The 13205-nt window shown below is 49.4% G+C and carries 8 protein-coding genes and 1 pseudogene; 6 read left to right on the forward strand and 3 right to left on the reverse strand.

Annotated elements, in window-relative coordinates; all coding sequences use genetic code 11:
• Positions 1–3 precede the first annotated feature (3 nt).
• Entirely contained in the window at positions 4–1386 is a 1383-nt protein-coding gene (locus HEN21_RS19260) for an amidohydrolase family protein (protein ID WP_000665147.1), read from the forward strand.
• Between the two features lie 154 nt (positions 1387–1540).
• On the opposite strand, the gene HEN21_RS19265 is transcribed toward HEN21_RS19260, so the two are convergent.
• Complete coding sequence (locus HEN21_RS19265; RefSeq protein ID WP_001289338.1) at positions 1541–3406, reverse strand: YaaW family protein; 1866 nt, start codon at positions 3404–3406, stop codon at positions 1541–1543.
• 310 nt (positions 3407–3716) lie between these two features.
• Here HEN21_RS19265 and zorA1 point away from each other — a divergent pair, with 310 nt between their 5' ends.
• From zorA1 to HEN21_RS23630, 5 genes and pseudogenes are all read left to right on the forward strand, one after another.
• Entirely contained in the window at positions 3717–6272 is a 2556-nt protein-coding gene (gene zorA1, locus HEN21_RS19270; RefSeq protein WP_000492262.1) for a type I Zorya anti-phage system protein ZorA1, read from the forward strand.
• Positions 6273–6283: 11 nt separating this feature from the next.
• Positions 6284–7018: a type I Zorya anti-phage system protein ZorB1 gene (zorB1, locus tag HEN21_RS19275; protein ID WP_000483325.1), complete on the forward strand. Its 735-nt coding sequence runs from the start codon at positions 6284–6286 to the stop codon at positions 7016–7018.
• The gene (zorC, locus tag HEN21_RS19280; protein WP_176252408.1) at positions 7018–8805 is read left to right on the forward strand and encodes a type I Zorya anti-phage system protein ZorC; all 1788 of its coding nucleotides are present in this window, start codon (positions 7018–7020) and stop codon (positions 8803–8805) included. Before zorB1 ends, zorC begins: the two co-directional genes overlap by 1 nt.
• On the forward strand, positions 8805–12044 hold the full coding sequence (gene zorD / locus HEN21_RS19285) for a type I Zorya anti-phage system protein ZorD (protein ID WP_000473722.1): 3240 nt from the start codon (positions 8805–8807) through the stop codon (positions 12042–12044). The genes zorC and zorD overlap by 1 nt, the downstream gene beginning before the upstream one ends.
• Positions 12045–12234: 190 nt before the next feature.
• Positions 12235–12382, forward strand: a pseudogene (locus HEN21_RS23630) (hypothetical protein); the annotation flags it as partial.
• 25 nt (positions 12383–12407) lie between these two features.
• Here the strand turns inward: HEN21_RS23630 and HEN21_RS19290 are convergent.
• The gene (locus HEN21_RS19290; protein ID WP_000371334.1) at positions 12408–13040 is read right to left on the reverse strand and encodes a LysE family transporter; all 633 of its coding nucleotides are present in this window, start codon (positions 13038–13040) and stop codon (positions 12408–12410) included.
• Positions 13013–13205 (reverse strand): hypothetical protein (locus tag HEN21_RS22870; RefSeq protein ID WP_207105870.1); only part of this gene is annotated, 193 nt, incomplete at its 5' end. The genes HEN21_RS19290 and HEN21_RS22870, both read right to left, overlap by 28 nt.

A 13205-nucleotide genomic window follows, 5' to 3' on the forward strand; every position in this document is an offset into this window, starting at 1 on the left:
AAGATGAAAGAAAGCAATAGCCGCCGTGAGTTTTTGAGCCAGAGCGGTAAGATGGTCACCGCCGCCGCGCTGTTTGGTACGTCTGTGCCGCTCGCCCATGCGGCGGTTTCTGGCACCACAAACTGCGAAGCGAATAACACCATGAAAATCACTGACCCGCACTACTATCTCGACAATGTGCTGCTGGAAACCGGTTTTGATTACGAAAACGGTGTGGCGGTGCAGACCCGCACGACGCGCCAGACCGTGGAAATTCAGGACGGCAAAATTGTTGCGCTGCGCGAGAACAAGCAGCATCCGGACGCCACGCTGCCGCACTATGACGCTGGCGGTAAGTTGATGCTGCCCACCACCCGCGACATGCATATTCATCTCGACAAAACCTTTTACGGCGGGCCGTGGCGCTCGCTCAATCGCCCGGCAGGCACCACTATCCAGGACATGATTAAGCTCGAGCAAAAAATGCTGCCGGAGCTGCAACCCTACACGCAGGAGCGGGCGGAAAAACTGATCGATTTATTGCAGTCGAAAGGCACCACTATTGCCCGCAGCCACTGCAATATCGAACCGGTATCCGGTCTGAAAAATCTGCAAAATTTGCAGGCGGTGCTGGCGCGACGTCAGGCGGGCTTCGAGTGTGAAATTGTCGCCTTCCCGCAGCACGGTTTGCTGCTGTCGAAATCGGAGCCTTTGATGCGCGAAGCGATGCAGGCGGGGGCGCATTACGTCGGCGGGCTGGACCCGACCAGTGTTGATGGCGCGATGGAAAAATCCCTCGACACCATGTTCCAGATTGCGCTGGACTACGACAAAGGCGTCGATATTCACCTGCACGAAACCACGCCAGCGGGCGTGGCGGCCATCAATTATATGGTTGAAACGGTAGAGAAAACGCCGCAGCTTAAAGGCAAGCTGACCATCAGCCACGCTTTTGCGCTGGCAACGCTTAACGAGCAACAGGTGGAGGAACTGGCAAACCGCATGGCGGCGCAGCAAATTTCTATCGCCTCGACGGTGCCGATTGGCACGCTGCATATGCCGCTCAAACAGCTACACGACAAAGGTGTAAAAGTGATGACCGGCACCGACAGCGTTATCGACCACTGGTCGCCTTACGGCCTGGGCGACATGCTGGAAAAAGCCAATCTGTACGCGCAGCTCTATATTCGTCCTAACGAACAGAACCTCTCCCGCTCGCTGTTTTTAGCCACTGGCGATGTATTGCCGCTCAACGAAAAAGGCGAACGCGTCTGGCCCAAAGCACAGGATGACGCCAGCTTTGTGCTGGTGGATGCCTCCTGTTCTGCCGAGGCGGTCGCGCGTATTTCACCGCGCACGGCAACGTTCCATAAAGGGCAACTGGTGTGGGGGCGTGTGGCAGGGTGATATTCATTTGAAATGTCTGCAACGGTGAGTCGTAAGAGATTTATAGCCCCAGGGAGTGGGGCAGCCTGAATACGGGGTTGTTAGCCTTGATTCTCCTGAGCCGGAGAAATTATGAATGACACCGCTAACCACACCGCAAATATTGCGAGCCGCCTTAAGCATCCGGCAACGCATAACACTTCACTGGTTTACCGTCTTTCATTTCCACCAACATGCGGCTGGTCTGCAACGGCTTGTCCAGCATATTTTGTTGGAATTGATCGAACGCCTGGCTAGCTTCCTTAATTGCGACTTTTTGCGGCATTAAGCGGTTATTGCACCATTTTCGCAAAATGACTTTATTGGCGCTGGTGGTATTCGCCTGTTCCGCTACGGCGCTGATGCTATCAATTCGTGACTGTAATTGTTTTTCTACCTTGCTGATAACCGTATCGAACTGCGCGTAATGATGTTCTATAGCCTGCTGGCGGCGCTCTACCAGCATCGTCTGACCCTCACTATGGCTGACCAGATGCAATGCTTGCCCGCGTACCTTCATCGCTAAATCCCACTCCATCGTCCGTTCTTCGATAATTTTTTGTTGCGCCTGAATTTTACTGGTGATTGTTGCGCTACTGAAAAAACTGCCGTCATTTATAGAGGCTACCTTCTCGCCAGCAAAGGCAATATCCGTCAGCAGATGATCCTGGAGCGTTGAAAAATCCTTTTCGATAGCTTCAAGTATTTGCCGTATTTCTGGCGAAGATTGCCCCTCAATGACGACAGGCGTGATTTGCTGTAAATACTGAATAGCGCCGACAATTTCAGATTTGCGGGCATTGTTCTGGAATGCAGAAATCTCCCGAATAGTTTCAATTATCTGCGTTAGTTTGTTGCTGATATCTGCCAGATGTTTTTGCGCCAGTATCGCCGAGGCGACATTCAGTAATATGCCGGCATTGACCAATTGATTCAGTTTGTCAGGGTTCAGCAAAACTGCGTGCGCTTTAATCCCTTTTTCCCCGAGGCTGAAGCCACGATATCCCGAGCCATCTTTCACTTTCGCCAGTGCGCCATCAATAATAACTTCCATATAGTGATGACTGGCAATATGGGCGGCGGTGGCGAGCGAAGGAAGCGTCTGTAAGAGTGGGCCTAACCGTGAAATTTCAGTAATGTCATGCCGTACCAGAGTGTCGGGATGGGTAATTTTATTTAAAGCGATAGACGATACAGTTAAAACGCGCTGCGACTTTTCATTTTCAAACACCCAGCGATTGTCATAGTTTGCGGTTGAAATTGTCGTTGATGATACCGATTCGCTCAGACGGTGATGGCGGGAATTTTTTAAGCGAATCCAGGCAATTTGCACCACACAGGGCAAGGTGATTCGGAACGCCGGGTTGGAAATATCATAAGCGGTATATAAGCCGGTGAGGGCTAACCCGACAGGACCGGTGAGAACGCCCAACACGCGACCTATCCCCAGACCCGCAATTAACGGTAGTGCCTTCCCCGTGGCGATCTGCGCCAGACCGCTTGCTACCATTGCCGCACGTTGCAAAAGTGGCAGCTCCATACGTGACAGCTTATCCAGGCTGATACTGGTGTTAATTCCCATATCGCGGAGAAGCTGACGGCGATCGTCATCTGACATTTTGTTCCAGGATGAAGCGAAAACGGCATCAATAATCAGTGATTCTTTTTCTTTTACCGGGGCATTTTTCGCGACTTTAATTTTCAGATGGCTGGCAACATCGTCAACAATTTCGCTATAGCTAACGCCATTGCCTCGGAACAGATTAATCACGGTGTTACCGCCAAAATGTTGCAGTTCGCGAATCAGCAAACGCAATGTTTCCTCATCAATAGCTTCGCTATTTTTACCATCGCGCAAGGCCTTTTTAACGCGGTCAGACTGGGAAAAATTAAATTTTCCGTCTGGGGTAATGTAATCAATCAGTAGATCGATATCGTTTTTGTCGGCGTTCAGTAGCAGAGCAACCAGCGTTTCATCGCCCTTAATGTCAATCTCACTCATTTAATTGTCTCGTTGAATAGTGACTGGACGTTATTAGAAGCAGCGCGCCCCATGAAAAAGTTTCATACGTAAGTCTGGCGGCGAAAAAATAAAATCCCCAATCTTTGTGGCATAAAGCATAAATTCTGTGAATTATTTTTACCAAGCGATTTAAATTTCTTACGTATGCGCGTGATCAATGTTTTTGTGAGATATATAACGTTTTATTGATGTAAAAATCGAGACTTTTCCTATAATGAGCGGGCGATTTTTTTCCTTGCTGGTGATGTTCTGCCCTGCAAATTTCTTTTCCTTCACTCAAGGTATTTAGATGTTTTCGCTGACTTCGTTCCTCGACACGTTAACCTCTGTTAATCCAGAAAATGTGCCGATTTATGTCGCTATTGTGGTTGGGGTTTTGTTGCTGGGTTTCATTGTCCGTTACGCGATTCCTTCATTTAGGGTTTCAGCGCGCTTTAAACAAAAAGCGAAAGCAATTCGGGGACTTGGCAATGAAAAACCGGCACAACAACTCGAAAAATTAGACGCGTTATTCTCTGATAAATTTTTTGCGCACCCCTGGAGCGAATTTAAAGAGTCTCTACATCGCCAGTTTGAGTTTGATGAAAATAGCGGGCAAAAAAAAATTAGCGCCATTCGTTCAACGGCTCCAGCGTCAGCATGGTTTACGGAACCGTTATTAGTCGAAATTCCTCTCTATACGGAAGCGTTTAAACATCTTCCAGGCATCCTGACCGGAATTGGGATCATCGGCACCTTTTCGGGGTTGATGATTGGTTTGCACCATTTTGACCCCAGCACGCCAGAACAGGTCAGCGCCAGCGTTGCTAACCTTTTACGCGACGTTCTGTATGCGTTTTTAGGTTCGGCGTTTGCTATTACGTTTTCCATTCTGGTCACCATGTTTGAAAAATGGCGACTGGCGCAATGCTATAAAAACCTTGAACTCCTTACCGCCAGCATTGACCAGCTTTTTGAAGGCGGCGTCGGTGAAGATTACCTTTCGCAACTTCTTTCCAGTACTAAAGAAAACACCACCCATGCGCGGCAACTTAAGGATGGTCTGGTCACTGACCTGCGCGAAATGCTGCAAAATCTGGTGGATAGCCAGATGCGGGAAAATCAAAAGCTGGCAGAGACATTATCAACAACATACCGCGAGTCAGGCCAACAGTTTGCTGAACAGGTTAGTGGCGCTATCGAAACCAGCCTGAAAAATCCGCTGGATAAAATTGCTGGCGTGGTGCAAACCGCCTCCGGCGATCAGAGTCATCGTGTGCAGTCGATGCTGGAGAACGTCCTGACCGCCTTTATGAGCAAAATGGATAACACCTTTGGTCAGCAGTTCACCACCATGCAGGAGATGATGGGGCGTTCAGTGGAAGCCATTCAGTCTATGCAAAGCGGCTTCTCAACGTTGTTGCAGGATATGCGTCAGGCCGGGGATGACTCACGTCAGGGCAGCGCGCAACTGATCTCTCAACTGTTAAGTGAAATGAAAAGCGGTCAGCAGGAGATGCAGGCAGGGATGAATGAGATGCTGCGCAGCTTGCAGGAGTCCGTTGCCCGTATTGGCGCAGAAGGCGAAGGCGCGGGCGAACGGATGGCGCAACAACTGGAAAAAATCTTTGCCGACAGCGAAGCGCGTGAAAAAGCGATGGCGGAACAGATGCGCGCGTTTATTGAGGCTATCCAGTCCAGTGTTCAGCAAGGGCAAAATGAAACCATGGAGAAAATGGCAGCTTCCGTTGATACGCTTGGCAGCCATATGGCGACGCTCTTTGCACAGCTGGAAAATGGTCAGCAGCAACTTAATCAGCAGCAAAATCAGGCGCAAAATCTGCTGATGGGCAATATGAGCAAAGGTGTCGAAACGCTGACGCAAAACCTGGCGGGCGTATTCAGCCAGCTGGAGTCCGGGCAAAAACAGATGAGCCAGACTCAGGAACAGGGGCAACGCGTGCTGCATGAAGAGACTCAGCAGCTTCTGGCACGTAGCGAAGCACGTGAGCAGGCGGCGGCTGAGCAACAACAACAGTTTATGACGTCGTTACAGCAAACCATGCATTCCGGTCAGGATGCCCTGCGAGAAAAAATGACCAGCGGTATCGATCACCTGGGTAGCCAACTTGGCAACCTGTTTGGGCAACTGGAAGAAGGCCAGAAGTCGCTCAGCCAGCAACAGCAATCAGCGCAGAGTGCGTTACAACAGGAAGCGCAGCGAATCATTGGTCAGCTTGAAAGTCAGGTTGAGTCGCTGATGCAGATGCTGCGTGAACAGCAATCGGCTTCAGGCGAGCTGCTGCAACGGATGGCGAAAAACACCACGCGCCATCTGGAAGAGATACAAACAGGAGCCGATAAAATGCGCGTGGCTGCCGACCGCTTTGAAGCTGCGGGCGATCGTGTCGCCGAGGCTAATCAGTTGACCGCCGAGGTGCTCAATGGCACGCAACAGGCGGGACGCACGCTTTCCAGTGCCAGCGCGGAGTTGGGGGCATTGATTGCTGATTATCGTAATACCCGCGAAGTCGTGGCGAATGCCATAACGGCACTCGAAACGCTGATTAACCGTAGCCATGATGAACAATCATCGCGCAGCCGTTTTGTTGACGATCTGAAAGCGTACTCTGAACGCCTGCAACAATATAACCGTGAGGCTCAGGAGTTCCTGCATAACATTGCCGAGGTAATGGGAACCAGTTTTGAATCCTTTACGACCGGAGTGGAAAACGGCCTGAATCGTTCACTGCAAGAGATGGATACGCAACTGACGAAAGCGGCGGGAGCCTTAAGTTCTTCGGTTGAGATTATCGGTGAAAGCGTGGATACGCTGGAAACAGTACTCCGTCATCGTCGCGCGTAAGGAACAGGCTGATGTTTAACCGGGTATTTAATGGCAGGCAACGGCGCAGCGATGAAGCGGAAAAACCCTTCTGGATCTCCTATGCAGACCTGATGACCGCCATGATGGTGCTGTTTCTGGTGGTGATGGTGGCGTCACTTAGCTCTGTTACGCAGCGGATCCAGCAGGCGGAAGCGGGGGAGAAATCGCGCGGGCATGATATCGCTCGCCTGTGTGAAAAACTTGAGCTTCAGGCGAAAAATCTCAACAAGACGATTCAGGTTGATTGTCATGACAACCGTATCAGCTTTGGTGAAGCCGGGCGTTTTGAGCACAATCGCTTTGCGCTTAACGCCGAAGGATTGCAGGCGCTACAGGATGTGGTGCCGTTAGTGCTGGAGGCGGCAAATAGCGATGAAGGCAAAAAATGGTTTAAGCAAATTGTTATAGAAGGTTTTACGGATACCGACGGTTCTTATCTCTATAACTTGCACCTTTCGTTGCAACGCTCGGAATGGGTGATGTGCAGTTTGCTGGATAGCAGAAGCGCGCTACAGCAAAAAATAACCCCGGAACAGCAAGTCCAGATCCGCAAATTATTTCTGGCGGGCGGGGTTTCGTTCAACAATGCGAAAGAGAGTAAAGAAGCCAGCCGTCGCGTAGAACTGCGGATGCAATTCTTTGGCCTGAAAGACAAAAAGCACGACGAAAGCATGGATGTTGTTCCTGGCATTAGTCAGGAAACCTGTCAGTTGGGAGCCATGTAATGACTTCCGCTATTGAAAAACTGAAAACCCGTTTGCTGCCCTACCGGGAGCAGAACGTGCAGCCGACGGTAAGTCACGCTTTTCACTATCTTCAGCGCGTTATCGCGCAACTTGAGAGGAAGGTAGATGCTCGCGCAGTGCAGATGGTTCCCCCTCTGGAGAAACGCCGTCAGGCCATTGCCCGACTGCGTGCGGGGGAGATGCCAGGGCCCTTCGAGTGGAAGATGATTTTTTTTGGCCTTAATGACGTGGCAGAAGGCGATCTGTTTGAAATTGCATTGATTGATGATGCAACAAACTTCGCGAGGATTATCGCTGAAATTGAACAAAAAATTGCGCAGCAGCGGTTAACACGCCGCGAATGGCTGGCGTTATGTACCAGCTACTTTGGTCATTCCAACGATACGCCGGAAAAGAATCCACAGTGGCTTCAGCTACGCACGCAGATTGCTCGCGGCTTTCAGCAGCTAAAAGAGAGTGCGCCGCGTCAGATGTCCTGGATGTCGGTCATTGACACCTATAGCGATATTTTTACCGATAATGCAGGTTTTCTTCTCGGACAACAGCTTGGGCGTGGAGAAATCACGGATATTTCGGTGCTGGAGAAAGTCGCGCAAATTCCGCAAACCAGCTGGTTATGGCGCAAAATTGTTAACCACCTGGTCAATGAGATTTTTTGCCTGACTGACGATGATTTTCAGCAGAAAATTAATTCTCTTATCGCCTTAAGCCGCCAGCTTACGCGGTTTAAAGATAATATTCTGGCAGCCACGCTGACCCGTTATTATCAGTCAGCTTTTAAACATCAAACGCATTTCGAACTCAAGCAATTAGCCCTGGAATATTGGGGAAATCCGCAGTTAACCAGCCGTAATAAAAGCTGGCAGGTTCACGTTGAAAATCCCGTATTACTGATGGTGCAAGGATGGTTCGCCAAAGACGACCTGAAACTGTTCTTTGAATTGCTGAAAGGCAATCGGGATGTTGACCATGCGCGCCTGTTCTACTGGCTACGTTTTGCTAATCAAATGAGCTATACGCGCATTGTGCTGGGCGAAGATGCACTGCGATCCAAAGATGCCGATTATGTTGAATTCAGGGCGAAAAACGCAGGGCGATTAAGCCGCCTGCAAGGTTCTGGTTCACGCGATAACAATGCCATGATTATGCGCATTGGCGATTATCTGTTTGTCGAATTTTCGAAAGTGGGGGCGATGTATGCCTACCATATGGGGAATGCGCCTTTTAATCCGGAAACCGGCATTCTTGATATTGATTATGATCTGAAAGATAAGCGGAATAACCGCCGTAAAGTCCGGTTGCGTTTACCGCATTTATCGCCGGTATTTCTCTACTCACTCAACCGAATTGAGGGGGGGATGAGCCGATATGATGAAGAACTTCGTAAGCTGGGTATTGATTACGTTGCGGAAGATATAAATCAGTCCTCTGTCACTTTGGATATCTCTCGCTTCAATGCGTCAAAGACCGTGAGTCGGCCTGAACCTGCATCGTTACCTGAACATGAAGTCAGTGATGTAAAGTCAGACCGGGAAGAGCAAATCAAAATCATCGCCTCCTCGTTAAAAGCCAAAAAAGAGCTCCCTGGCCGGGAACAGCAAATCCGGGAGATTATTCGTTCGGTCGATTGCAAAGTGATGGATAAACGAGGGCTGGGGGGCGCAATCCACATTCAGTTCAATGAACCTGACCATGAAGCGGCACAAAAATTACTCAGCCTTGGGTTTAAACCGGTGCTGGGTAAATTTACTTACTGGAGCAAATAGTGTTCAAAAAATTGTTGGGTAAATTTATTAAAGAGAATACCTCACTACCCGCTTCATTTGTGCCGTTGTATGTGATGAAAGAAGAGGGTTTTGCTTTCCCCTTTAGTCTTGCCGATAGCGAAGATAACTGGCCTGTCGCCTCATGCCTGGAACAGCTTCATGAGGAAGATTATGTTTCTCACTGGTCTGATTGCTGGTTTCTTGGTTGGGATGATTTTTACCGCATCCGGAAAAATGACGACTATGCCAGCAGCCTGGCGATTTTCGCTTTTCCCCCACAGCGCAATCTGACGGCTCATCTTGCTGCAACAGGAAGCATTAGCGATGACACTTTTCGCGTTTTCATTGATAAATGGACCCTGCCTGACGACTATCGCCCTGTTGAGATAACTTGCACAGGCGCCAGCTTTTCCTCTGCGGAAGGCACCTTTGTGTTAAGTGAAGAGAACTGGCAACTTCTGGACGCACTACAGCAACTCAGGTTGCAGCAGCGACAGACGCCGGGCGAAACGGTCAACCAAACCAGTTGGGCCAAAATACGGCGGCAGGCCAAAAAAGCAGGGGCAAAACTGGATGACTATCTCGCGAAAACGATCGTCATCAGGCCGGAATCGTTGCAGTTAAAACTGCGGAAATCGCTGGTGGTGGATACTCCGGTGCTGGAAATTGAACCTGTTTTTGATGAGCAGCCTGCCAACTGGTTACAGAGTTTTGACCGCACGCAACAGGTGCAGGATCGTTACCGTGTTTTAGGGGACGATGGTGTCTTAAACCATGTCATTCTTTCTCCTGAAGTCAAAGACGTTCTGACCTCCGTACACGCTATTACAGGGCGTCGCGTGGCGGGGGATGATGCGCTCTCATTTGTTCGCAACCCCTACACCTGGATTGGTGAAGAGGCGAGCCAGGTGCTCGATCCTGACGTTTATGAGCAGAATTTACAGGACGCCGGGATCTACTTTTATGATTTCCGCCTGGAACCGCAGATTGATGAAAACAGGCAAATTGCGTCGGTAACGCTTCTTCTCAGTCCCAGAACTGAGCAATCTGTGGCGGATGAAACCTATATCTTTAAACGACCTGGTGAACTGGCGGCGTTGCTTTCTGAACTGGAGCAAAAGTTAGCGGCACAACTGCCCGCCGGAGTCTGGCAGGGTTACGATCTGGAGCTTTCCAGATTCAGCCAGGAAGAACTGCAAGGTTATCAGGCATTGCTTGAAAACTGGCAGCACCAGGCGGCGGGAATGAATTTTACCCACGTCCTCGATCTGAACAAATACAGCGACCGGGTTATCGGGATCGGTGAATTTGAAAAAATAAGTTCGCCTTATCTGGTCAAAAGTGAAAGTGAAAAATGGCTTCCAGAGAACCTTGCGCAAGAGATGTGCGAGGCCATGTTCTCTGGCTGGGATCTCGATAATCATCAACATTTTCAGGAACTGGAAGAGCGGCTGGAAGAGGCAAAAGCCACGGATGCGCCGGAAGTCGCCATGCCCTGGAACGACAACCTTTTGCCCCGTGAAGAAGCAGAAATTTTCCACGATAAATGGAAAAAGAAAATCGATGGCGAAACAAATGATGGTGTCAATAGTGAGCCGGTCAGTCGCGCCGTTCTGCTGATAGAACAAAATATCGAGCAGGCGCTGTATGTTAAACAACGGCGGGACTCTTTGCTCGGTGCACATCAGGCAGAAGTCGAACTACCGATGATCCTCAAAACGTCCATTCAGCTACGTGAACACCAGCGTAAAGGGGTAGCGTGGCTCCAGCAGTTGTATCTAAAGTCGCCAACCGAGACGGCGGGATGTTTACTGGCAGACGATATGGGGCTGGGTAAAACCTTACAGATTCTAACTTTTCTCATCTGGCACCGTGAACGTTTCCCGGATGCGCCTCCTTCGCTGATCGTTGCTCCGGTGTCGTTACTCGATAACTGGGAGCGTGAGGTTGGGAATTTCTTCCTGCGCGAGCAGGTGTCGATTTTAAAACTCTACGGTAATGAACTTAAGGCGAAGAAATGCGCGAAAGAGAGCATTCCTCAGGCGCTTAAAAGTAAGGGGATTAAGAACTTACTGCAAAGTGACTGGGTGGGGGACGCGCATATTGTTCTTACCACCTATGAGACGTTGCGCGATCAGGAATTTTCGCTGGCTCGCCAACCCTGGTCCATAATGGTGTGCGACGAAGCGCAGAAAATTAAAAATCCGGCGGCATTAATTACCCAATCGGCAAAAGCCATTCAGGCACAATTTAAAGTCGCATGTACCGGGACACCAGTCGAAAATACCCTTGTCGATCTGTGGTGTTTATTTGACTTCGTTCAGCCTGGTTTGTTGGGGGCTTTAAATAATTTTGGTAAAGATTATCTGCGCCCCATTGAGCAACAGAATGATAATGCTGTCCTCGAATCGCTACGTAAATTAATAGAACCGCAGACGCTGCGCCGCACCAAAGAAGAAGTGGCGAAAGACCTGCCGGATAAGATTGAAGATCAACGCTGTAAGCAGTTGAATATGCTGCCATTGCAACGGGATCTCTATACCCACTCGGTTGCAAGCTGGCAAAACCAACAGGAGATCAGCGAAGGGCTGGATCAACGAGGCTCAGGTATGCTGGGGTTACTGCATCGCCTGAAACTTATTTGCGCATGGCCTTATTCCGTCAGTGCAGATCTGCGCTTACGGAACGATGCCCCGAAAGTAAAATGGCTGCTGGAGACATTAAATACGATTCGCCAGTCATCCGATGACAAAGTGATTATTTTTACGGAACTGCGCGATATTCAACGAGAACTGCAACATCTGATTGCGCAGCATTTTGGCTTTAAGCCTTTTATTATTAATGGTGATACCAGTACCAAATCTGGCAGCGATCAAAATCGTCAGAGCCTGATCGATGCATTTCAGTCAACGCCCGGTTTTAACGTCATTATTTTATCCACCATTGCGGTTGGGTTTGGCGTCAATGTCCAAAAAGCAAATCATGTCATCCACTTTACCCGTTGCTGGAATCCGGCGAAGGAAGATCAGGCGACCGATCGGGCCTACCGTATCGGGCAGCAGAAAGATGTTTACGTCTATTATCCGACGGTGCGTGATAGCCAGTTAATGACTTTTGAAGAAACGCTGGATGAATTACTGAACCGACGCCGGGCATTGGCGAGAGATATGCTCAAAGGGGCAACCGATCTGACCGCCGCAGATTTTGAAGCGGTGCTGGCGGGTACACCGCAGGCGTAGGGAATGCAATGGGTGATGCTAAGACTCAAAAAAGCGTGCGGAGTTGTCTTCGCTATAACCGGGCGAGTAAATCGACAGGGATTCGTTATTGCTTTATTAATGAACAACAAAGATATTTTGTGAATGTATGAGTTGACATTCATATGAAAAAAATCATAATTTCGTCATGTTTGCGTAGGGCACTTTCTGTATCTTATGCATCGCACCAGGGCCTGACAGAAAATATGCTGTAAGGTTCGTATCAAAAAACCGCCATTAGCTCATCAGGAAGAGCAGACGACAACCAGGATTGTTGTATGGTACGGGGTTCGAGGCCTCGATGGCGGTCCAACTTTTCAATCATATTAATTACCAATCATCAGCTTATTGCCGCGTCATCCCTTCATAAATCAGCCGTAGCGCGAATACACCAATAATCATCCCAATAATCCGACTGGCGACCTGCTGCATACGTCCATATGCGCGACGCACGGCAGGTAAAGAAAACGCCTGACTAAGAAATACACGCCAGATAACAGACGCGAACACGATCCCTGCCCAGGCCATTAAACGCGCCCAGGTCGGCGTTTCTGCACTTAACGTCACTGAGAAGATACTGATAAAAAATAAAACTGTTTGTGGATTAGAGAGATCGGTAATGAGTCCACGGCGGAAAAATACATACCAGGGGGCACTAAGGGGCTGCTGTAACGCGCTCATCTGTGGTGTTGATTGTCGGCGCATACTGTTCCAGGCAAACCATAAGAGATAAGCACCGCCGACGATTTTAATGAGTGAGAAAACCTCTTCACACTGGGTAATGAGCGTTGCCATCCCAAACAATCCCAGCCCGGAATAGATGGCGTCGCCCAGCGCCACACCAAGCCCGGTGAGTACGCCCGCACGACGGCCGGAAGCCAGACTGGTTTGAACCACGACAAAGAGATTTGCGCCTGGATTAAAAAATGTGATGACGAACAGTCCCACGGTCAGGTAAACGGCGTGCAAAGGATCCATAGTGATTTCATCCATAAATAAGCTGAATTAACTTCATCATATTTATAGTAAAAATGACTGAATGCGAGCGCGATCACAAAGAACGTTGATCTAAAAAGAGTGCCACCCGCACGTGACGGGCGGCAAAGTGGCATTAAAAGAGATATTTCATGCCCAGCATTCCCT

It is taken from the genome of Escherichia sp. 93.1518 (assembly GCF_013368915.2).
Classification (GTDB): Bacteria; Pseudomonadota; Gammaproteobacteria; order Enterobacterales; family Enterobacteriaceae; genus Escherichia; species Escherichia ruysiae.

Bases quoted from the DNA above. Each gene is read 5' to 3' on its own strand.
- HEN21_RS19260 (WP_000665147.1), top strand. From the start codon at position 4: ATGAAAGAAAGCAATAGCCGCCGTGAGTTTTTGAGCCAGAGCGGTAAG.
- zorB1 (WP_000483325.1), top strand. From the start codon at position 6,284: ATGTTTAACCGGGTATTTAATGGCAGGCAACGGCGCAGCGATGAAGCG.
- zorA1 (WP_000492262.1), top strand. From the start codon at position 3,717: ATGTTTTCGCTGACTTCGTTCCTCGACACGTTAACCTCTGTTAATCCA.
- HEN21_RS19290 (WP_000371334.1), bottom strand. From the start codon at position 13,040: ATGGATCCTTTGCACGCCGTTTACCTGACCGTGGGACTGTTCGTCATC.
- HEN21_RS19265 (WP_001289338.1), bottom strand. From the start codon at position 3,406: ATGAGTGAGATTGACATTAAGGGCGATGAAACGCTGGTTGCTCTGCTA.
- zorC (WP_176252408.1), top strand. From the start codon at position 7,018: ATGACTTCCGCTATTGAAAAACTGAAAACCCGTTTGCTGCCCTACCGG.